Annotated in this window: 18 protein-coding genes; 13 read left to right on the forward strand and 5 right to left on the reverse strand. The window is 61.4% G+C overall.

Annotated features, from left to right (window positions below):
• Positions 1-70: 70 nt before the first annotated feature.
• From kdoO to PQQ51_RS10920, 3 genes are all read right to left on the reverse strand, one after another.
• On the reverse strand, positions 71-955 hold the full coding sequence (gene kdoO / locus PQQ51_RS10910) for a Kdo hydroxylase KdoO (protein WP_408496788.1): 885 nt from the start codon (positions 953-955) through the stop codon (positions 71-73).
• A 45-nt stretch (positions 956-1000) separates the two neighbouring features.
• Positions 1001-2002: a lipopolysaccharide heptosyltransferase I gene (waaC, locus tag PQQ51_RS10915; protein ID WP_408496789.1), complete on the reverse strand. Its 1002-nt coding sequence runs from the start codon at positions 2000-2002 to the stop codon at positions 1001-1003.
• 237 nt (positions 2003-2239) lie between these two features.
• Positions 2240-3634, reverse strand: a complete 1395-nt coding sequence (locus tag PQQ51_RS10920) for a phosphomannomutase/phosphoglucomutase (RefSeq protein ID WP_408496790.1) — start codon at positions 3632-3634, stop codon at positions 2240-2242.
• Between the two features lie 295 nt (positions 3635-3929).
• Between PQQ51_RS10920 and PQQ51_RS10925 the strand changes: the two genes are divergently transcribed.
• The 11 genes from PQQ51_RS10925 to PQQ51_RS10975 all read left to right on the forward strand — a co-directional run bounded on the left by PQQ51_RS10925 (position 3930) and on the right by PQQ51_RS10975 (position 16470).
• Positions 3930-5192, forward strand: coding sequence for an oligosaccharide flippase family protein (locus PQQ51_RS10925; protein ID WP_408496932.1), 1263 nt, complete (start codon positions 3930-3932; stop codon positions 5190-5192).
• A complete protein-coding gene (locus tag PQQ51_RS10930; protein WP_408496791.1) occupies positions 5189-6028 on the forward strand; it encodes a glycosyltransferase in 840 nt (279 codons plus the stop codon). The genes PQQ51_RS10925 and PQQ51_RS10930 overlap by 4 nt, the downstream gene beginning before the upstream one ends.
• Before the next feature lie 25 nt (positions 6029-6053).
• The gene (locus PQQ51_RS10935) at positions 6054-7202 is read left to right on the forward strand and encodes a glycosyltransferase family 4 protein (RefSeq protein WP_408496792.1); all 1149 of its coding nucleotides are present in this window, start codon (positions 6054-6056) and stop codon (positions 7200-7202) included.
• 12 nt (positions 7203-7214) lie between these two features.
• Positions 7215-8240, forward strand: coding sequence for a UDP-glucose 4-epimerase GalE (gene galE / locus PQQ51_RS10940; protein WP_408496793.1), 1026 nt, complete (start codon positions 7215-7217; stop codon positions 8238-8240).
• 628 nt (positions 8241-8868) lie between these two features.
• The gene (gene tssI, locus PQQ51_RS10945; RefSeq protein ID WP_408496794.1) at positions 8869-11766 is read left to right on the forward strand and encodes a type VI secretion system Vgr family protein; all 2898 of its coding nucleotides are present in this window, start codon (positions 8869-8871) and stop codon (positions 11764-11766) included.
• 4 nt (positions 11767-11770) lie between these two features.
• Positions 11771-12295, forward strand: a complete 525-nt coding sequence (locus PQQ51_RS10950) for a hypothetical protein (protein ID WP_408496795.1) — start codon at positions 11771-11773, stop codon at positions 12293-12295.
• A gap of 9 nt (positions 12296-12304) precedes the next feature.
• A complete protein-coding gene (locus tag PQQ51_RS10955) occupies positions 12305-14203 on the forward strand; it encodes a LysM peptidoglycan-binding domain-containing protein (RefSeq protein WP_408496796.1) in 1899 nt (632 codons plus the stop codon).
• Complete coding sequence (locus PQQ51_RS10960; protein WP_408496797.1) at positions 14190-14759, forward strand: hypothetical protein; 570 nt, start codon at positions 14190-14192, stop codon at positions 14757-14759. Before PQQ51_RS10955 ends, PQQ51_RS10960 begins: the two co-directional genes overlap by 14 nt.
• 46 nt (positions 14760-14805) lie before the next feature.
• The gene (locus tag PQQ51_RS10965; RefSeq protein ID WP_408496798.1) at positions 14806-15318 is read left to right on the forward strand and encodes a PAAR domain-containing protein; all 513 of its coding nucleotides are present in this window, start codon (positions 14806-14808) and stop codon (positions 15316-15318) included.
• Between the two features lie 26 nt (positions 15319-15344).
• Positions 15345-16103, forward strand: coding sequence for a polymorphic toxin type 44 domain-containing protein (locus tag PQQ51_RS10970; RefSeq protein WP_408496799.1), 759 nt, complete (start codon positions 15345-15347; stop codon positions 16101-16103).
• Positions 16104-16113: 10 nt separating this feature from the next.
• Positions 16114-16470 carry a hypothetical protein gene (locus PQQ51_RS10975; protein WP_408496800.1) on the forward strand — a complete coding sequence of 119 codons (357 nt, stop codon included), beginning with the start codon at positions 16114-16116 and terminating at the stop codon, positions 16468-16470.
• Between the two features lie 8 nt (positions 16471-16478).
• On the opposite strand, the gene PQQ51_RS10980 is transcribed toward PQQ51_RS10975, so the two are convergent.
• Together PQQ51_RS10980 and PQQ51_RS10985 are read right to left on the reverse strand one after the other, a co-directional pair.
• Entirely contained in the window at positions 16479-17585 is a 1107-nt protein-coding gene (locus tag PQQ51_RS10980; RefSeq protein ID WP_408496801.1) for a glycosyltransferase family protein, read from the reverse strand.
• A gap of 163 nt (positions 17586-17748) precedes the next feature.
• Positions 17749-19386, reverse strand: coding sequence for a methyl-accepting chemotaxis protein (locus tag PQQ51_RS10985; protein ID WP_408496802.1), 1638 nt, complete (start codon positions 19384-19386; stop codon positions 17749-17751).
• Between the two features lie 272 nt (positions 19387-19658).
• Here PQQ51_RS10985 and PQQ51_RS10990 point away from each other — a divergent pair, with 272 nt between their 5' ends.
• Positions 19659-20759 carry an MraY family glycosyltransferase gene (locus tag PQQ51_RS10990; protein WP_408496803.1) on the forward strand — a complete coding sequence of 367 codons (1101 nt, stop codon included), beginning with the start codon at positions 19659-19661 and terminating at the stop codon, positions 20757-20759.
• Between the two features lie 228 nt (positions 20760-20987).
• Complete coding sequence (locus tag PQQ51_RS10995; RefSeq protein ID WP_408496804.1) at positions 20988-22181, forward strand: acyltransferase family protein; 1194 nt, start codon at positions 20988-20990, stop codon at positions 22179-22181.
• The last annotated feature ends 92 nt before the right edge of the window (positions 22182-22273 follow it).

A 22273-nucleotide genomic window follows, 5' to 3' on the forward strand; every position in this document is an offset into this window, starting at 1 on the left:
GCCACGAACCGCAACGCAAACGCAAACGCAGCCGCAGCCGCCCCCCCGCGATCCACCAGAACAGCGGCGCTCAAACCAGCGCCCTGCCCTTCAGGCGCTCGAGAATACCGAGCGGCGCGCACTCCGGCTGCACCATCGCCTTGACCGGCAGGAAAAACGTCTGCTCCAGCATGAACTGGCCCGACATCACCGCGTGCGAGGTCTGGTCGGAGAAACACACCCACACGCTGCCCGGCGGGAACGGCATGGTCTCCTGCGGGCTCGACTTCTGATAGTCGAGGTCGGCCTTCATCCCGTCGTGCAGATTGAGCATCAGATGGTCGTATTCGCTGCGCGGCGTTTTTGTCACGTGCAGCAGGTTCAGCAACCACGCGGAACCGGGCATTTGCGCTTTGATGTGCGGCAGGAAGCGCTTCGCCACGTCTTCGAACGGCTCACCCACGCGCCACACACGCGGCGCGCCATGCGGATTGACGTTGGTGAACACGCGCAGAATGCGCTCGCCGTAATTCGGCCGCGACGGAAACGCATCGACATGCAAGCGGCTATCGTCTTTACGCCACGACGTTTCGCGCCCTTCCACCTGATGAAGCCGCAGGCTGGTCGGCGCAACGCGCAGCTTGCCGTTGTATTCGGGGAAGAGCCCGTCGACCAACGTGCGCGCATTGGCCTGATAACGCGCGATCAGTGCACGCACCGCCGATTGCGCGACCGCGTCGCCAGCCACGCCGTGCAGCGCGCCGCCGTTCGGCTCGAGACTGATGTTCTTGCGGCTCGGATCGGCCAGCGCGGGATCGAGCAGCGCCTGTTCGCCGCCTTCGATCGCAAAGCGCAGATTCGGGAAATACAGCACCTTGCCGCGTTCGACGCCGGCCAGCAGCGTTTCGCGCGGCACGGACAGATTGCGTCCGTGCCAGTCGGCGTTCGCTATTTCGATGATCTGGGTTTCGTTCATGGTCGCCCTTGAAAGCGGATGGAGCGTAAGGCGAGGCGCGCCGCGTTACAGCAGGCCGAAACCGGCCAGCGCGGACTTGACTTCCTGCAGCGTGGGCGGCTTGCCGGCCGTGCCGAGATTGACGACATTCGGCGACCAGTAGCCGCCGGTGCGCCATGCGGTGGCGAAATTGTACAACTCGACCGTCGGCCGCTTCAGCGCCGCCGCGATGTGAACCAGACCTGTGTCAACACCGACCGTCGCAGACGCGCCTTCGATCAACCCGACCACCGCCGGCAGGCTCAACTTAGGCGGCACGATTGCCGCCGCGCCGAATTCCTTCGCGAGCTGCTCGCTGGTCGCGCGTTCCTCGTCGCTGCCCCACGGCAGCACGATCGACGCACCGCGCCGCACCAGCGACTGCCCCAGCTCGATCCACGCGGTAGCGGGCCATTGCTTGTCGGCGCGCGAAGTCGCGTGCACGAACACCACGTAAGGCACTGGAAGGTTCAGATTCGCCTGCGACAACGCCAGCGCCGCGCGGCTCGTATCGAGGCCGAAGTCGATCTCGTCGGTGGGTTGCGGGCGCGGGTCGTTCAGCGCCGCCGCCACCAGTTGCCGCGTCCGTTCCACCACGTGCGTGCGCGGCTCGATCGGCACGCGTTTGTCGTAGAAGAAACGCACCGGCCACTCGAAGCCCGCGCCGTCGGTGCGATTCGCGAGGCCGACCACCGGTCCGCGCGCCATGCTCGCGACCCACGCGGTCTTGATCAGCCCCTGGCAGTCGATCACGAGATCGTAGTTTTCGGCGGCGAGCGCGCGATGGAACGCGCCGATCTCGCGCCAGTTGGCGGCGGACAGGATGCGCTTGCGCCAGCGGCGCAGCGACACCGGAATCGCCCGGCGCACACCGCTCACCAGTTCGACGAGGCCGACGAAGCTCTCTTCGACGAGCCAGTCGATCTGCGCGTCGGGATGGCAGCGTCGGATATCGGCGATCACCGGCATGTTGTGAACGACGTCGCCCAGCGACGACACCCTCACGATCAGTATCTTTTGCACGCTCAAGAGTGGGAAAACCGGCTATCCGGCCCGAAGATGCGTTGAAAGAGCCCCGAACCCCGTGCTTCGCGCGAGGCTCCCCGAGGGATGAGAAACCTTGGGCGATCCGGTTTTCTCACGAGGACGGCAATTCTAGCGTGCTACGCATAAATGACACGAAAAAACGCGGCGCGGTAGATCAAACCCGCGCCGCGTCTTCACGGCAGCCGCGGCTCGCAGAGAACCGCGGCGCCGTTCGAGTCTTCAGAACGGCAGCTTCGCGTCGGCCTTCTCCGCGAGAATCACGCGGCGGAAGTCTTCCTGGATGCGTTTCAACGCTGCGTCGCTATCGGCTTCGAAACGCATCACGACGACCGGCGTGGTGTTCGACGAGCGCGCGAGACCGAAGCCGTCCGGATATTCGACCCGCAAGCCGTCGATCTTCAGCACGCTATCCGCGCCGGTGAATGTTGCGTTCTGCTGCAAACGCGCGATCAGTTCGAAGTTTTCGCCTTCTTCGAGCTTCAGTTGCAGTTCCGGCGTGGAGTTCGAGTTCGGCAGCGAGTTGAGCAGCTTGCTCGGGTCTTCGACGCGCGTGAGGATTTCGAGCAGACGCGCGCCGGTGTACAGGCCGTCGTCGAAACCATACCAGCGGTCTTTGAAGAACACGTGGCCGCTCATTTCGCCTGCGAGCGGCGCGCCGGTTTCGCGCAGCTTCGCCTTCACGAGCGAGTGGCCGGTTTTCCACATCAGCGGTTCGCCGCCTTTGTCCTTCACCCACTTCGCCAGATTGCGCGTGCACTTCACGTCGTAAATGATCTGCGCGCCCTTGTTGCGCGACAGCACTTCTTCGGCGAACAGCATCAGTTGACGGTCCGGGTAGATGATCTGGCCGTCTTTGGTCACGACGCCGAGACGATCGCCATCGCCGTCGAACGCGAAACCGATTTCAGCGTCCGTTTCCTTCAATGCGCGAATCACGTCCTGAAGATTCTCGGGATGAGCCGGGTCCGGATGGTGGTTCGGGAAGTTACCGTCGATCTCGGTGAACAGTTCGACCAGTTCGCAGCCGAGCTTCTTGAAGAGCTTCGGCGCGAGGCCGCCGGCCACGCCGTTGCCGGTGTCGACCACGATCTTGATCGGGCGCGCGAGCTTGATGTCGCTCGTGATGCGATCGAGATACGCATCGGCGATGTCGTATTCGGTGTAGGTGCCGCTGCCCGCGGAGAAGTTTTCGTCGACGATGCGCTGATGCAGCGCGAGAATCTGTTCGCCGTAAATCGCCGCGCCGCGCAGCACCATCTTGAAGCCGTTGTAGTCTGGCGGATTGTGGCTGCCGGTCACGACGATGCACGAATCGATGCGGCGCTCGCCGCCGTCGAGCTGCAGCGGCACGCTGGCCGCGAAGTAGCCGACCGGCGTCGGCACCATGCCGACATTGACGACATCCACACCGGCCTCACGCAGGCCATCCGACAACGCCTCGATCAACTCGGGACCCGACAGGCGCCCGTCGCGCGCGACCACCACGGCGTCGCCGCCTTGCGCACGCACTTCGCTGCCGAACGCGCGGCCGATCGAACGCGCTGCATCGGCGTCGAGCGTCTTGCCGATTACACCGCGAATGTCATACGCCTTGAAAATAGATTTGGAGATCATGTTGGCTCACTTGCGTGCAATGGAAAATTTTGACCGGCGCAGCGCCCGGAGATCGGTAAAACACTCTCTCTAACCGGACGATACGCCCTTGCCGGAAGCGATCCGGTTCCAACTTATAATTGCGCTTTTCGGACCTGCCTTATCGCACCATTCTAATGCTTAGACGCCCTCCTTTTGTAAAGTTGCCGCACCGGCCGGTGCCGTGGCCGCAACCGTCGACCGGGTGGGCAAGCGCGCGCGGCGCGCTGCGATTGCAATCCGTGCACCTGCACGTGCACCGGCGAGCGGCCAGCGGATGCTGACGCTCAAACGCTTTGCCAATCCGGACGTCACGCGCGCCTTTACCAACATCGTCTGGCTCGGGCTCGAACGGCTCACGCAGATCGGCGTTGCGATCGTCATCAGCGGCATCCTCGCGCGTTACTTCGGGCCGGATACCTTCGGCAAATGGCAGTACGCCAATACGCTTCTCCTCGTGCTCTCCCCAATCACCTGGGTATGCGGCGCCGAAATACTCGTGCCCACCATCGTCAACCGTCCGCCTGAGCAACTGGGCACCGTGCTCGGCAGCGCGTTCGCGCTGCGCTTTTCCGTTTCCGTCGCGGCGCTGCTGCTGACCTGGCTCGGCATTGCGTTGCATGTTCTCGATCCGCTGGTCGGCGCGATGCTCGCCGGGCTCGCCGTGACCATGCTGTTTCGCGAGCCGTTCGTCGGCGTGATCAACGCGTGGCTGCAAAGCATGACGTACAGCAAGCCGCAATTGCTCACCAGTATGAGCACCGCGGTGCTGAAAGCGGGCTGCGTCTATCTGCTGGTGCGCGCCATGGCGACGCCCGCGCGCTTCGGCTGGCTGTGGGCCGCCGAATCGGCACTGATCGGTATCGTGCTGCTTGTTTATTACATCAGCAGACATGGCGGCAAGCTCGGCTGGCACGTCGATCGTTCGCTGTTCAAGCACTTCGCGACGGCCGGCACGGTGTTCTGGCTCGGCCTGATCTGTATGTATCTGTTCCTGAAACTGGACCGTCTGATGCTCGAGCGCGCGATTTCGTTCGCCGACCTCGGCCGCTATTCCGCCGCCCAGCAACTGAACGAAAACTGGATCACGCTCGCGTTGATGCTCGCGCAAACCATCGCGCCGGCCTTTGTCTATCGTGTGCAGGACGCTGCGCAACTGCGCCGCAACATGTGGCGTCTCACCGCAATGACCGCCGCGTTGATGGTGAGCGGCGCACTCGTGCTCGACCTGCTCGCCGGTGTGATCATCCGCCGCGTGTTCGGGCCGGACTTCGAAGGCGCAATCGAGATCTTCCGCTGGGCAGTCTGGCTCTCGGTGCCGGCCGGCATCGAAGCGATCGGCAATCTGATCGTGCTCAAATATCAGGCCAAATTCGTGCTGCTGTCCAAGTGGCTGCTGGCGCTGGCCGTCGCCTTCGCGGTGAATCTTCTGGCGATTCCGCGGCTCGGCGCTTATGGCGCATTGGTGGGACTCGCCGTCGGTTATCTCGCGGCGGCGTCGGTCAATCTTTATTACATCCGTTTCAAATTGCGCCCATGACGAATTCATCCGCCGCCGCGCAACCCTGCCTCGACGACGTCGCGGTGCTGATACCCGCCTATAACGGCCAGGCCGATGTCGATCTTACGCTCGCGTCGTTCAGCGAACGTGCGCTAGTACACGTACTGATCGTCGACGACGGCAGCACGCCGCCGATCGTCGCGCCGGCACTTGCGAATCTGAAAATCGAAGTGCTGCGCCTGCCGCAGAACGGCGGCATCGAACGCGCATTGCAAATGGGCATCGACGCACTCGCTCAACGCGGCTTCCGTTACGCGGCCCGCATCGACGCGGGTGATCGCAGCGTGCCGCAACGCCTCGCGAAACAGCGCGAGTTCATGGAGTTGCATCCGCGCGTGGCCGGCCTCGGCATGTGGACGCAAGTGGTGACGCGCGCAGGCGAGCCGCTGTTCATGCTGACCCCGCCGGCCGAGCCGAAGCAGATCCGGCGGCTGCGCTTCTTCCGTTCATGCCTCGCGCATCCGTCGATGATGTTGCGTATCGACGCGGTACGCGCGGTCGGCAACTATCGCGCGCGCTATCGCTCGGCCGAAGATCTCGATCTGTTCGTGCGTCTGATGGCGCAATACGACTGCGCGAACCTGCCAGAACTCGGCCTTTACTACGAACTGAACGAAAGCGGAATCAGCGCGACCAAACGGCGCCGCCAGATCGTGTCGACGCTGCGGCTGCAACTGCGCCACTTCAACGTCGCCAATCCATACGACTGGCTCGGTCTCGCGAAGAATCTGCTGCATCTGGTGACGCCGTATCGCGCGTTGCAGCGAGTCAAACGCACGTTGCTCACGTTGCGCACGCCGCGCGCGAGCCGCTAACCCTCACCGTCGAGCACGTTCCCGCATGAAGCCTGCTTTCAAATCGACGCCCGCGCTGCGCATTACACTCGTGTGTAACACCGCGTGGGCAATCTATACGTATCGGCAAGGGCTGATCCGCATGCTGGTCGGACGCGGCGTCGATGTCACGGTGCTCGCGCCGCGCGACCGCACGTTCGAATTGCTGAGCGCGATGGGTTGCCGCTGCATCGAATTGCCGGTGGCGTCCAAAGGCACCAATCCGCGCGACGACCTGCGCACACTGTGGTCGCTGTACCGGCTGTATAAAAGCATTCGCCCACACGTGGTGTTCCACTACACGATCAAGCCGAATATTTATGGCTCGATCGCCGCGAAATTGGCGGGTGTAGAGTCGGTGGCGGTTACCACCGGGCTCGGCTACGTGTTCATCCAGCAGAGCCGCGCGGCGCAGGTCGCGAAGAAGCTGTACCGTTTCGCGTTCCGCTTTCCGCGCGAAGTCTGGTTTCTGAATCGCGACGATCAAGCCGCGTTCGTCGATCAGAAACTGCTGGTGCATCCCGAGCGCGCGCGTCTGTTGCATGGCGAGGGCGTCGATCTCGCACAGTTCGCGTTCACGCCGCTGCCCGAGCGCGCCGAGTTCAAGTTCGTGCTGATCGGACGGCTGTTGTGGGACAAAGGCGTCGGCGAATATGTCGAAGCCGCGCGGCGCGTGCGCGAACGTTATCCGCACGCGCGGTTCCAACTGCTCGGCCCGGTCGGCGTCGACAACCCGAGCGCGATCACGCGTGAAGAGGTCGCCGACTGGGAAAAGCAAGGCATCATCGAGTATCTTGGAGAGGCGCACGACGTGCGCCCTTTCATAGCCGATGCCGATTGCATTGTTTTACCGTCGTATCGCGAAGGCGTGCCACGCACGCTGATGGAAGCGTCGGCGATGGGCCGGCCGATCGTCACCACCGACGTGCCCGGTTGCCGCGAAGTAGTCGCAGACGGTGTCAACGGATTGCTGTGCGAAGTGCGCAACGCGGAGAGCCTTGCGCAAAAACTCGCACAGATGCTCGACATGAGCGGCGCCGAGCGCCGCGCCATGGCTGAACGCGGCCGACAGAAAGTCGCACAGGAATTCGACGAACGGGTCGTCGTCGAAACGTATAAAGACCTGGTGCAAAAAATGACGGGTGTTTTACTTTAACGGAGCAACAGCATGACCACGAAGGGCACGATTCTGGTAACGGGCGGCGCAGGGTTCATCGGCTCGCACACAAGCGTCGAACTGCTCAATGGCGGCTTCGACGTCGTGGTAATCGACAATCTCGTGAACAGCAATCGCGAATCGCTGCGGCGCGTGGAGAAAATCACCGGCAAGCCCGTGACCTTTTACGAAGCCGACGTACGCGACGAAGCGGCGCTCAAGCGTATCTTCGATGCTCATCCGATCACCGGCGCGATTCACTTCGCCGCGCTGAAGGCGGTGGGCGAATCGGTTGCGAAGCCGATCGAGTACTACAGCAACAACGTCGGCAGCCTGTTAACGCTGCTCGGCGTGATGCGCGATCGCAATGTGAAGCAGTTCGTGTTCAGTTCGTCGGCCACTGTGTACGGCGTGCCGAAAAGCTCGCCGATCGACGAATCGTTCCCGTTGTCGGCTACCAATCCGTATGGCCAGTCAAAGCTGATCGCCGAGCAGGTGCTGCGCGATCTGGAGCTCGCCGATCCGTCATGGCGCATCGCGACGCTGCGCTATTTCAATCCGGTCGGCGCGCACGAAAGTGGTTTGATCGGCGAAGACCCGGCCGGCGTGCCGAACAATCTGATGCCGTATGTCGCGCAGGTGGCGGTCGGCAAACTGGACAAGCTGCGGGTGTTCGGCGGCGACTACGACACGCCTGACGGCACTGGCGTGCGCGACTATATCCACGTGGTGGATCTGGCACGCGGGCATCTGGCCGCGCTCGACGCGCTGGTCGCGCACGACGCGAGCTTCGTCGTCAATCTCGGCACGGGCCAGGGCTATAGCGTGATCGACGTGGTCAACGCGTTCGAGAAGGCGGCCGGGCGGCCGGTGCCGTATGAAATCGTCGCGCGCCGTCCGGGCGATGTGGCGTCGTGCTTCGCCGATCCGGCGGCAGCCGAGAGGATTATCGGCTGGCGTGCGCAGTATGGTATCGAGCGGATGTGCGCGGATCACTGGCGCTGGCAGTCGCAGAATCCGCGGGGGTTTGCGGTTTAGGGGCTGAGGGGTGGATAAACGGTAGCCGTGGCCGGGCATCGCGCGAATGGGAAGCGAGACACGATGCACGGTATTCGATTATCGGTAGCCTGAAAACTCATGTCGGAATTAGCACTTTCAGAAACGGAGTGCGGCGATGGCGCTTAAACTGGGCGGTCGCCGCATGAGCCGGACAACAGCGGCTTGCGGCGAAACACAATTCACAATGGAAGTTATAAACCGGCCGCTACGTCCAGGCACGCTTGCACAATAGATAAACACCGAAAAATACCGTACCCCTCTTCAATAAAACCACATCAATCCCGCTCTGCAATAAGCCCCTCAGCGGCACTAAGTGCGGCCACAAGCATGATTGACGTCCTTCTGTATCGGAAATCAGGGCAGTGAGAATATTTTCGGAAATAATGACATTGTCTCGCGATCACACTTCGGAAAGTATTGCCAGGCCAAATAACCCGACCTTACCTCGCGCAGGTTGATTCATTTTAAATTGGCGATTTCGTGAAATTTCTCTACTTACCAACAGATAAGTAGCTTTCATTCCGTGAACAAAATTATGTAGAATCTCGTCCGCAATCCAGATGCGGTCCGCATCGAAAATAAGTCGCTATTAAGAAAGGCGTCGGGAATGAGCGCACGAGAACTGATAAGAATTGTCGCGGGCGGATTAATTCAACAGGATCGCCTGCTCAAGCTGGACTCGCCGCTGGGCGCAAATGTGCTCGTGCCGCAGCGGGTCGTCGGGCATTCGCGTATCGGCCGTCATTTCGAGTTCACGGTCGATGTTGTTTCGACCTCTGGCGGCATCGAGCTCAAGACGCTTATCGCGCAGCCCGTCACGCTCTGGATCCAGCAGGCCGACAAGTCGTACCTTCCGCATAACGGCTACGTCCACACCGCGCGGCGACTAGGGTCGGACAGCGGACTGACCAGCTACCAGCTCGGCTTTTCCTCGTGGCTGCACTTCCTGAGGTTTCGCCGCGACCAGCGCATCTGGCAGGACAAGAGTGTCGACGAAATCGTCACCGACGTGTTCAACACTCATCCGCAGGCCCAAGGCCTGTTCCAGTTCGCGTTGTCGACACCGCTGCCATCACGTTCCTATTGCCGGCAGGACGAAGACGACTGGAACTTCGTGCACCGGCTCCTTGAATCGGAAGGGCTTTACGGCTTCTGGCAACAGGCTTCGGACGGCCGCTCTCACACGCTTGTCATTACCGATCAACTGCGAACCTTCGCGGCGCTGTCCCCGCAAATCGTGAAATTCTATCGGGCGGGCACCGGCAGCGAGACAGACGCGCTGACCCAATGGTCGGGCACACGCACGCTGCAGAGCGCGACCCTGAGCACGCGCACCTTCGACTACAAGAATCCCTCCACCCGCTTCAATCCCAAGGGCACGACCATCCCCACCATGCCCCATCAGGGCGCGTTGCCGGATCAATCCGAGGTCTACGAATACACCGGCGCGTACACGTATTCCGCCCAGGAACGCGGCGACCATCTATCCAGAATTCGCATGGAAGAATGGGAGTCGCGCGCGAAGCGCTTTCATGGCGTAGGCGGCATGCGTGCAGCCGATGCCGGGCGGCGTTTTACGCTCGACGGCCATCCTGACCACGATCGCGATGCCGCGAATCAGCGCGAATTCGCCGTCATCGAGACCGACTGGACGATCGAAAACAATCTGCCGGTTGCGAGCGAGAGCGCGATCTTCCCGCATAGCCTGCAGAACACGCTCGCCGGCGCGCGCGCCAGTCACACCGGCGCCGACCTACGTGTGCCGCATGCGGACGGGTCGGAGGGCTTCTATCGGGTGGCGATCGAGGCGCAGCGGACCACCGTTGCGTATCGGAGCCCGCTCGAACACGAGAAGCCGCAGATGCACCTCGAGTCGGCGCTCGTAGTCGGTCCGAAGGGCGAAGAGGTCTACACCGACGAGTTGAACCGGATCAAGGTTCAGTTCATCTGGGACCGGCTGAACGAAGGCGACGAACGTGCATCCTGCTGGGTGCGCGCGGCTCAAGCCGACACCGGCGACGGTTACGGCGGCGTGCATATGCCGCGGGTCGGCGAGGAGGTGCTGATCGACCATATCGGCGGCGATTGCGACCGGCCGGTGGTCGTCTCGCGCCTTTATAACGGCACGGCGAAACCGCAATGGCATTCGAACGGGCTCCTGTCGGGTTACCGGTCGAAAGAGTACGGTGGCACCGGCTACAACCAGATGGTGATGGACGACTCGACGGGCCAGAACCGCGTGCATCTGTACAGCAGCATCGCAAACTCGCATCTGCATCTCGGGTACCTGATCGCGCACGACGGCAACGCGCGCGGCGCGTACCTCGGCAGCGGCTTCGATCTCAAAGCCGATACGTATGGGGCGGTGCGCGCCGCCAAGGGCCTGTACGTATCGACACATCCGAACACCGGCGCCGCCAGCCAGCCGCTCGACGTGCGCGATGCGCAGAGCCAACTGGTCAATTCGGAGAGCGTGATCGAGGCCCTGTCGCAAGTTAGCGAAACGCATCAGGCCGCGAGTTTGAAAGACGGCCACGACTCGCTCAAACGCTTTACCGACGCCACGCAGAACAGTGTGGCCAGCACGGCTTCGGGAGGGCGCACTGCCGGCGGAGGCACCGGCAACGCGAACGCGTTCAAGGAACCGGTCATGGTGCTGGCCAGTCCGACTGGCATTGCGTTGTCCACCCAGGCATCCACACAGATATCGACTGATCAGCACGTCAACCTGATCAGCGGACAGAACACGCACATCGCGACCGGCAAGTCGCTGCTCATGAGCGTGACCGAAAAAGTCAGCCTGTTCGTGCAGAACGCGGGCATGAAGCTGTTCGCCGGCAAGGGCAAAGTCGAAATCCGCGCGCACGAAGACAACATCGAAGTCACCGCTCAGAAGACCCTCAAGCTTGTGTCCGCCGCCGATAAAATGGAAGCGGCGGCGGCAAAAGGCATTCTGCTGGCTTCTGGCGGCGCGTACATCAAGATCGAGAACGGCAACATCGAGATCCATGCGCCGGGCAAGATCGACATCAAGGGTGCCGAGCAATCATTCGCCGGTCCGGTGAGCGGCAGCTACCCGCTTCCGCAGTTGCCGGTGGGCGATCTGGTCACCCAGTACAGCGCGCGCTTCGCGTCGATTGGTTCCGACGAACTGTTCGCCGATGCGAAATGGCTCAACCAGCCATACAAGATCGTCGACGAAGACCACAACGTGCTTGCGCAGGGCAACATGCCGGAGAGCGGCCGCCTGCCGCGCGTGATGACCGACGCACCGAAGGCGCTGAGGCTCGAGATCGGCAACGACGACTGGAAAACCCACGAGATCGAGACGCCGACCGCGCCGACCGCGCAGGAGGCGGACGACTACACGCTGAACGAAACACAATTGAGCGGCGCGTATTTCGACGTGCTCGACCACGACTCCGGCACCTTCTTCCGTACCGACGACGTGAAAGCTCTGCTGTCGGCGGAGACGTTAAGAAAGATCGCGTCGCTTGAGGAATAGAACAATGACTTATCGCGTGAAAACATGGCTCGCCCTTGCGCTGTGCGCGTATTCGGCGATGGCCGCAGCCGGCCCCTACAAGTCCGGCATCCACCAGTGGGACGTCAAGGACGGCAAGCTGACGCTGATGTCGGGCGTCATGACGGACAACGCGGTTCAAACCTACCTGAACTACACGTTCTACCTGGAGAACGCGCGCGACAAGACGCTGTATCAGGTGCCGGTAGTCGACGGCAAGGACACGTCGAAATTCAAGCTGACGATTACCGAATCCAGTGCGGGCGACGATGCAGTGCAAGACGCAACCATCGTCACCAGACAGGACACCTGGTTGCTGATCGGCGAGAAGGATACCGGAACGGACCCGTCCGCCACCGCACCGGTCAGCGTGCGCGTCTACAAGCTGGTGTCGGGCTACGACGGCGACTGGGCTTACTCATTTCAGCTCACCAGAACCGTTCGATACGCAAAGGCAAAGCGCTACACCGTAGAAAAAGCGCTGAGCGAAAACGCCAATAGCCTGCAATAGGGGGAGAGCATGCCGAAGTTCGTGAGCGCGACCTATCACCTCGACATAGTCACCGCCGAGTTCGTCGCGGACAATGGCGACCATCTGCTGCGCAGCGGCGGCAATCCCGCATGGCGCTTCAACAATCCGGGCAACATGCGCCCGCCCAGCAGGCGCGTCATCACCACGAACATCGGCCGCGCCACCATGCGCGACGGCAAGCAGTTCCTGATCTTTCCCGACTACGACACCGGCCGCGCCGAGCTCAAGAGTCTGCTGCGCGACCCCGAATCGTATGCCCAGAGAACGATTGCTCAAGCCATTCCGAAGTTCGCGCCGAGTAGCGATCACAACGATCCGGACAAGTACATCCGCTCTGTCGTGAACCGCACCGGCATTCCCGCGAACACCCAACTCGGCACGCTCACAGACGCGCAACTTGAACAGGTGATGGACAGCATCGAGACCCTCGAGGGTTATCACGGCAATGTGCAGACACGCTCGGAAAAGTGGGTGAAGACCGCGAAAATTGCGTTGTCCGACGGTGCCCGGCCGATTCCGAACCAGCCGGTCATCGTCCGCCAGAACGGCAAGGAATCGAGGCTGACCACCGACGCAACCGGAACGCTGCCGACGATTCCACACACCGGCGGTACGATCGACGTGTTGATGGCGGATACGCGTGACGAGTGGAAAAAAGTGTCGAGCATCGGCGTGGCGGACGCTTCGAAATCGTTTCTGCTGGTACGAGACCTGTTTGTCGCTCATGCATCGACGGCGCCTCACGTGCCACGCGGCGAGGTGACGAAGGCCAAACGCGCAGCATTCGAGTACCGGATCGAGCCACACGATACGTTGTCGAAAATCGCTACGCGCTTCAAGACGAGCGTGGCGAAATTGAAGGCAGACAACAAACTGCACAGCGATTTAATCGTCGTCGGCAAGAAGCTGTTCATTTACGAGGGCGGGACTGGCGACGGCGTAGCGCATTCCGGCAATGCGGCTGCGCATACTGTATCGCAGAGTACGGCGAGCGCGTCGGCTGCATCGGGCAGCAGCGCTGCCGCGCATCCGGCCGTGGCGAAACCGGCTTCTACACCCGCGCCGATCCCAGCCTCGGCCTCCACGTCGGCTGCCGTCCAATCGGCTGCGCGCGCGACTTCATCGGCGCCAGCCGCGGCGACCGTGGCTGCGTCATCGTCCACTGCACCTGCTGCACCTGCTCCAGCACCTTCGCCCGCTTCTGCCGCGGCAGTATCGCCTTCACCCGCAGCCCCCCAGAGCGCGCCGATCACGCTCACTCGCACACAGGAAGGCCAAGGCCGTCCTATCGCGCTCGTACCGCCCGACCAGCCCCGCGCCTCGTGGATGAACATCGCCATCAAGGAAGGTGAGCGTTGGGGTGGCGCGGACGAAACGGTCATCACGAAGACCATGAACTATCACGATCTCGTCGACGAAAAAAACTGGATCAAGTCCCTGAGCGGCAGCAACAACGCGTGGTGTGCGGCGTTCGTCAACTGGGTCATGCTGCAGGACGGGCGCCACATGGTCACGAAACGCGACGATCGGCATCGCGCGCGAGCATTCGCCGCAGACCCGAATTTCCCGCAGATCAAGGAGCCGGTGTACGGATGTATCGCGGTCCTCGGCAACCTCGGGCACGTGATGTTCGTCTACGGCTACGACTCAAAGAAGAAAAAGCTCGTGGTGCTCGGCGGCAATCAAGGTGGTCATGGAACCTTCGGCGGCACGATCGATTTCACCGATTTCGCGAAATCGGCTATGCACGGCTTCTACGTGCCGCTCACTTATCTCCCGTTTGCACAGGAAGAAATAAAGAAAGGCGCGCAACTTCCCGAAGCCAGCGCCGAAGAACTCAACAAGCTACATCACATCAAAGATCCCAAAGGTCATGGAACACGTTAACGCAGCACGCAAATCAATCGCCGCGGCTTTTACGCTCGTACTGGCTTGCGTGAGCAATCTTGCGCTGGCCGCTCCTCAGGAGAGCTGTCTCACGCAAACCGATCTGCAAGCGGTGCAGCAAAATTTCTTCGCTCACTTTCCGGATGCCAACGCATTCAGGCAATACGCAGATAAGAGCAAATTCCGCTTGCTCACCAATGCCGCTTCTGGCCGTGACCTGGAGCAAAACGGCAAGCCGACCACCGACAAGATCGACTGGTTGGTCGGAGTCATGAACGATCACAAGGAACTGTTCTCAAACTTCGCGTTCGACAAGCCCGACTTCACTTACATGAAGGGGCAATTGAAAGGCGGCAAACCATCGGTTGATAATCTGCGCACTTCAAAGCGCTTTCCCACCAACGAATGTGTCCAGGAAGTCACTTATGCCGTGCCATCCGGTGCGTGCGCGATAGGCCAGCGACTGACCGACCTGTCCGTCACTTTCGTGAAGGACGAACATCCGTTGTCGCTGCGTAGCGTCGAGATGTATTTCGACGCCTGTCCGGCCAAGTGAGTCGGTCAATCATGCGACGACTGTCTGTCCGGGGAGAAATCGCGCGATGAAAGTCCGCGGATGGATTCGGGAGGGCGACCACGCCGCGTGCGGCGCCACCGTGACCGAGGGCGATCCGACCTTTAGCAGTCACGGCCAGCACCTTGCGTTCGACGGTGCCGTGATGTCGTGCCCGAAGCGCTGCCACGTGGTTGCGGGCGCCCACAACGCGACATTGCCCAGCGGCCAGCGCAAGGTCGTTCATGGCGACACGACCTCCGCCGGTTGCCCGCTGATCTCGACATTGAACGACACGCATGGCATCGGCGCGGAAGGCACCGGCGCGGCCCCTGCTTTCTTACAGGACGCCGAGGGCAAATGGCAACCGGGCCAATTCGACGATCGCTACGTGCTGTGCGGCGTCGGCAGCGGTTCCCCGCTTGCGAACACCGCGTACGCGATCGAACGCCAGTCGGGCGCACTCGAGCACGGCGTAACCGACGCGCAGGGCCGCACCCACTTGCTGACGCAAACCCTCGAGCGTGAACCCGTGCGCATTTACGTGGAGGATAGCGAGTGACGATTTACGGGCAGAACGGCAAACCGATGCGGCTCGTCGCCGCGCTTCACACCACACCGATCGAAGACGCCGAGCCGAAGGAGGTACGGCTCTGCGGCGATCCGAACGACGCGATTCCGATCGCGGAGTTTATGGTCGGCGAAATGAAAAAGAATCCATTTACGGCCGAAGGCAAGAAGATCAAGAGTGCCAACGACTTCGATCCAGCCGCCGAAACGGCAAAATGGAACGCGTTGCCCTGGTACGCGAAACTCGGTGGCATGCCGGATTACTATGGCGTCGCGGTGGGACAAAAAACGGCCGCTTACCAGATGTGGGCCGAGCGAGTCGCGCCCAACCGGCCGTGGGACCACAAGCCGATCATCCAGAAGACGCTAAAGGCCAAGGGCATCTTCAATCACGGCTGGCAAAAGTACGGGCAGGACGACTACTTTTACGACATCTGGTCGAACATTCATTACGGCTACGTCGGCGTGGCAATCGGATTCAGCGCAGGTGAACTGATCAAGGGCGCGGGTTTGGCCCAGGCCGCAAGCGATGCGGGCCGCGATCTCTCCCACGTCCGCTGGCCTACGATCCAGAACCATCAGCAAAACGGCTCGTGGCCAGCCAGCGCGGACGATGTACCCGACCATATTTCGATCCAGCTTGGCATCGATCTTTATGCGGCGGCAAAGCCGGATGCCTTGACGACAGAGCTTCTGCTCGACAGAATCGCCGCCGTGCCGATGCCGTGGGGCGCCGGCGAGGACGCCGCCAAGCGTCCGCATCAATGCACCAGGTGAGCCACTGACAATGCTTCGTCGATTATTTAAATGGACCGCCGCCCTCTGCACGCTCGCGCTCGTCGCCTGGTTCTTCTGCCGGCCGGTTATCGTGCTGCACTATGCGGCCGACGCACAGCATCCGGTCGCGTACTTCTACAACGAAAGCAATCAGATCACGCGAGCCCAGCTCAAACCCGGCCAGGTCGAGAAGTTCCATACGGCGATGTTTCCGGCGCCTGATGCGTGGATCGAAATCAGCGTACCTTTCGCAAGCCGCGACGGCGTGAGTATCACACCGCCGTACAGTCGGGTCGACGTGTATATCGACGCGACGACGAAAATCGCGCGAGTTGACAGGAAGACCCGTTTCTTCGACCGTTTTTAAGCGATCGTCTACCTCGCCGCGCCGCGCCGTCCGAACCCTGCTAACCACTGGGAGCGCGCGGCAGCGAACCGCCAGCTCAGTTTCGGCCGACGCTGCAACTTCGCGAGACTTCGCAGCCGTGTCTTTCCGGTTCTGACTTCAGGCGCGGCTTCAGGCTGCGCATCGCCGGCCCGCAACACGTCTCTGAAACGCTGCAGCGCCAGCCGTTCGTTGGCACGGGAATAGCGGACGCTCAATGAGTCGATGCCCGGCAGCAATGCGTCGAGCGTGTCTTCGTCCGACGCCCCTAGCGACTCGGCGCGCGCGATAACCCGCTTGACGAACGCACCGATGTCGCCCGCCTCGACGGCTTCGAAATTCGGCGCACGCCAGTAATCACGTCCGCCGCCGCCGTGGTAACCGATCACATAGTTGCCGCATAGCGCGGCCTCGATCGGCGGCAAGCCGAGTCCTTCGAGATCGGAAAACGACATGAAAATCCGCGAAGTCCGCAACGCATGCGCGACTTCCCGTTCGCTCATTCCGTCGATGGCCTGCAACCGCCAGCCGGCCGGCAGCCGCCGTTCCAGCGCAAACGCGACGGCCGCCGCATGCCGGCCGTTCTTGCGCGGCATATAGGTGATCACATTGCGCTTGTCCCGGCCGATCGCGAATTCGTTCGCGTCGATCGAGCACTGCACGCCCACGACGCGCGCCGCCAGCTCAGGATAGTGCAGCATGATCAGGTCAGTCGTATCCGACGAGATCGACAGGATCGCCGTGGCATTGGCATACGCGAACGACGCGTCGGCACTCGTGTGGCGGCCGCCGCAATCGCTGACGTAGTAGCCGTTCTGCACGAAGATCGAGTACTGCACGCCGGCATCGACGAGCAGGCGGGCACACGCGGCCGCCTTGATTTCAGGCAGCACCAGATGGTCCGTCGCACGCAGTTCGCTGGCCGCGATAGTCGGCACCGCGTGCTCGGCCCACGGATACTCATAGCCCCGCCGTTCATGCAGAACGACGGCGTCGATTCCCGTTTCGTTGAGCGCACGGCAATGGTCGTAGATGACCTTCACCCCGCCCGCGTGTTTCCCCAACGCAGGCGCTGTGCAGAAGTAGACGACACGCATCAGTGGTCTTCCCGTAGCGTTTTTGTGGTCTTTTTTGATCGTTATCCACGCCGGCACGGTCGAACGCTGACTTGCACCAGGCGCGAGGTCGAATCTTACTTGATCTTTATGGCGCTCAACTACCGACCACGCGCGAGGCAGCGAATTAATTCATGCCGGGGTTTCAAGCCAGCGCGCTTGCAATCGCCGCGCCGCGTGCGCGACCGGCCGTCGCCGGATTGCCTGGCCGAGCAGCCGTCGCCGTCACCTCATTCCCATTGACCCGGAACACGGACACCGCGTCGCGCAACACCTGCGCCTGCTGTTCGAGCGACTTCGCCGCCGCGGCCGCTTCCTCGACCAGCGCCGCGTTGTGCTGCGTCACCTGATCGATCTGCGCGATCGCATGATTGACCTGTTCGATGCCGTCGCTCTGCTCGTGCGCGGAAGCCTCGATCTCGTTCATCACGCCCGTCACACGTTGCACCGCGCCCATCGCTTCGTGAATCGTCTTCTGCGCGTCGGATACCAGCGACGCGCCCTGCTCGACCTTCGCCGCGGATTCGCCGATCAGTTCCTTGATTTCCTTCGCCGCCGAGCCCGAACGTTGCGCGAGACTGCGCACTTCCGACGCGACCACCGCAAAGCCGCGCCCCTGCTCGCCCGCTCGCGCCGCCTCCACCGCAGCGTTCAACGCGAGGATATTGGTCTGAAACGCGATGCCCTCGATCATGCCGATGATCTCGGCGACCTTGCGCGACGATTCGGTGATGCCGTCCATCGTCTGCGTCACGCGCGAGACCACCGCGCCGCCGCGGGTCACCGTATCCAGCGCGCCCTGCGCGAGACGGTTCGCCTGCTTCGCGTTGTCCGCGTTCTGCTTCACCGTCGCCGACAGTTGCTCCATGCTCGCGGCGGTCTGCTGCAACGCCGCCGCCTGCTGCTCGGTGCGCGACGACAGATCCGCATTGCCCGACGCGATTTCATTCGCGCCCTGCGTGATCGCCGTGGTGCTGCCGCGCACCTGCGCGACCGTGTCCACGAGGCCGTCGCGCATCTTCGTCAACGCGCCCAGCAATTGCCCCATCTCGTTGCGCGACCGGCTGGCGATCGCGATCGTCAGATCGCCGGCGGCGATGCGCTCGAAGTGCTTCACGGTCGCATTGACCGGCTTGATCAATGCCACCGACAAACCGATCCGCGCCGCCACGCCGATCGCGATCGCAATCGCGCCGATCGCCGCGAACAGCAGCGTCGCGAGCCGGAAGCGTTGCGCGCCGGTCTCCGCCTGCTGATGCTGATTGGCGGTCTGCACCTGTTCGAGCGCGTCGATGGCCTTCGAATAGGCCGCGTAAAAGTTGTTCGCGGTTTCGCCCTGGATGTTGCGGAAGGTGTTGAAGTCGAAGTCGGTGAGCGCCTTGAACTCCGGTTCGATCGCCTTATCGACGAGCGCCGAGCGCGCCTGCTCGACGGCTTGCGCGAGCTTCTTTTCGTCCTCGCTCGCGAACGGGCCGGCCATGTAGCTGCTGAAATCCTTATTCGATGCGACCAGCACCTTGTGCGCGGCCGGCAGCAAGTCGTCGGTCTGCTTGCCGACGCTGAAGAGCGTCTGATAGGAACCGAGCCCCAGTTGCACCTGCAGCAGCTTTTCCGAACTCGCCTTCAGATGCGATAGCGCAGCGGCCGTGCGCTGCGTCTCGTCGAGACTGCTGTTCGCCAGTTTGAGCGCCCCATAGCCGACCCCGATCACGGTCAGCAGGAAGGCGACGAATACACTGATGACCAGCGTGAGACCGCCACGAATGGTGATGTTGTTTAGCATTGGATCTCCGGAACGACACGTCGTGCGGCGGCGAGGGCGGTAAAAAAAACAGCATGCGTCTTTATTCGTAGGCGATTTACACTTCGCCGCAACTAGGTTAACGACCTCGGCGGCCCGGCGCTATATAGGTGAAATCCATGACAGGCGTGGGTCAGCGGGCCGCCACGCGATCACTATCTGGGATCGGCCGCGCGCTCACGCACGGCTGGTGCTTTTCCGGGCGCCGTGCGTTTCGTTTGTATAATTCGGCGTCTTCGCTCAGGCCCACTTTCATGCTTAGTTTTGCGCTCGGCTTTCTCGTTTCACTGCTGATCACGCTGTTGATCGTGCGCTATGCGCATCTGCATGAAAAATTCTCCACCGACACCGATCTGGCCGGCGTGCAGAAATTCCACGCGCGCCCGGTGCCGCGCATCGGCGGGGCGGGGATTCTGATCGGTTTGATCGTGTCTGCGGCGCAGTTGTATTACGCGTATCCGGCCGTCTCGGGCGGCATCCTGGGGCTGATCGCGTGCGGCATGCCGGCGTTCGGCTCGGGCCTCGTGGAAGATCTGACCAAACGCGTGTCGCCGCTCGCGCGCCTCGTCTGCACGATGGCGGCCGCGGCGCTAGCCTACTTCGTGCTGAATATCGCTGTGACGCGCATCAGCGTGCCGCCTCTGGATTTTCTGCTCTCCTACGCGGTGATTTCCTGTGCGGTCACGGTGCTGGCGGTGGCGGCGCTCGCCAACGCGATCAATATCATCGACGGCTTCAACGGCCTCGCTTCGATGGTCGCGTTCATGATGTTCGCGTCGCTCGCATACGTGGCGTTCCAGGTGTCCGATCCGATCGTGCTATCGGCGTCGTTCATGATGATGGGCGCGGTGCTCGGTTTCTTCATCTGGAATTTCCCGGCGGGGCTGATTTTTCTCGGCGACGGCGGCGCGTATTTCATCGGCTTCATGCTGGCCGAACTGTCGATCATGCTGGTGATGCGCAATCGCGAAGTGTCAGCGTGGTACCCGGTGCTGCTGTTCATGTATCCGATCTTCGAGACCTGCTTTTCGATTTACCGGAAGAAATTCATTCGCGGGATGTCGCCCGGCATTCCCGATGGCGTGCATCTGCATATGCTGGTTTATAAGCGGCTGATGCGCTGGGCGGTGGGCGCGAGAACGGCGAGCGAGCTGACGCGGCGCAATTCGTTGACCTCGCCTTATCTGTGGCTGCTGTGTTTGATTGCGGTTGTGCCGGCGACGTTGTTCTGGCGGCATACGCTGCATCTGTTCTGTTTTGTGGTGGTGTTTGCGCTGACTTATGTGTGGCTTTATGTGAGTATTGTGCGGTTTAGGGCGCCGAAGTGGATGGTGGTGAGGAAGGGGAGGCGGTGACCGCAGATCCGCCTTCCTCGTATCAACACGCTTAAATCTGGGTCCGCCCCAGGCCGCACGCGGCTGTGACACCCTTGGTTATCTGTCACGGAGGACGGGCAGACTGCGTTCATTGCGCAGCGAGCGACAACTCAAATATGGACGCAACCAGAAAACAAAGCGTCGAAGCTGCCCAGATGCCAAATTTACCCGTGAGATAATCGAAGCTCCATACGAAACATCCAGACCATGCCGCGTCGCTACAACGAGGAAATTCAGGTACTGCGGGCAATCGCAATCCTGCTTGTAATGGGGCACCACTTGCGGGCCCTGTTTAACTGGCAGCCCGAGAAGTGGCAGAACATCGGAGAGGGTCTGTGGATCGGCGTTGATCTCTTTTTTGTCATTTCCGGTTACGTGATCGCCGGGCCGCTGCTTTCGCGTCTGAACGATAAGCAAGGAATTGATTTCTGGCGTGAAGCCGGCGCTTTCTGGATCAAGCGGTTTTATCGCATCTCGCCATCCGCGTGGCTCTGGCTTGCACTGCCGCTCGTCTTCGGCATTTTCGCCGTTCACACGAAAATCTATTACTTCACCGCCCCAAGTATTAGCGACGTCGCCGCGGCGGTATTGCATGTAGCCAACCTGCACTACTACGCTTGTACAGTAGGCAGTGGCGTTTGCGGCCTTTATACGCCGTATTGGACACTTTCCCTCGAAGAGCAGTTTTATTTGGTGCTCCCCTTCGTCATCCTGCTATTCGGCAAACATCTCAGGTTGTTCCTCGTCGCCGTCGTGTTGGCCCAAGTCTTTCTTCATCGGGAAGCATGGGTTGGTCTGCCCTATTTCATCCGCACGGACGCATTCGCACTTGGTGTTCTGCTAGCGATGTTCTCAAGATCGCCTGGATACAGAGTCCTCGATCCACACTTGACTTCGACCCTCTTCCGCTTCCTCGTGCCGCCCCTGCTGCTAGCCGTGTCCGTAGCGAATACGCGGTACCAGATCGTCCCGTTCTACACGGGGTTGGCAGGTGTGATCGGCGCCATTGCCGTCTGGCTGGCTTCATACGACAAGGGATACCTGATCAGGCCGTCCCCTGCACGCAAAGCTCTTAGCTGGATCGGCACACGCTCCTACGCCATTTATCTCGTTCATGTTCCGGCCTATTTTTTCACGCGCGAAATATGGGCCGCTATCGAACCGCCCGGCACGGTATTCAATTCGACGTACACCATACGTTACGTAATAACCGCGCTTTTGCTGACGGTCACTGCTGCAGAACTGAACTACTGTTATATCGAAGAACCCTTCCGGAAGAAGGGCAAGCTCATCGCGGAGAAGATGCTGACGCAGGGAGAAAGCGGTGTAATGGTATCGCCGGAACCACAGGCCACGTCGGCGTCGTCTACGTCAGATCAACCATCGCGAGCGCAAGCTTAGGGGCCGACGGCTTGAACGTGGCCGTACCGGCCTAGCGGAAGGCGTGATGCTTTGCTGCTGGGAGACACTCCCGCAAGCCGGGAGTTAGATTT

The organism is Paraburkholderia xenovorans, from assembly GCF_046030735.1.
GTDB classification, from domain to species: Bacteria; Pseudomonadota; Gammaproteobacteria; order Burkholderiales; family Burkholderiaceae; genus Paraburkholderia; species Paraburkholderia xenovorans_A.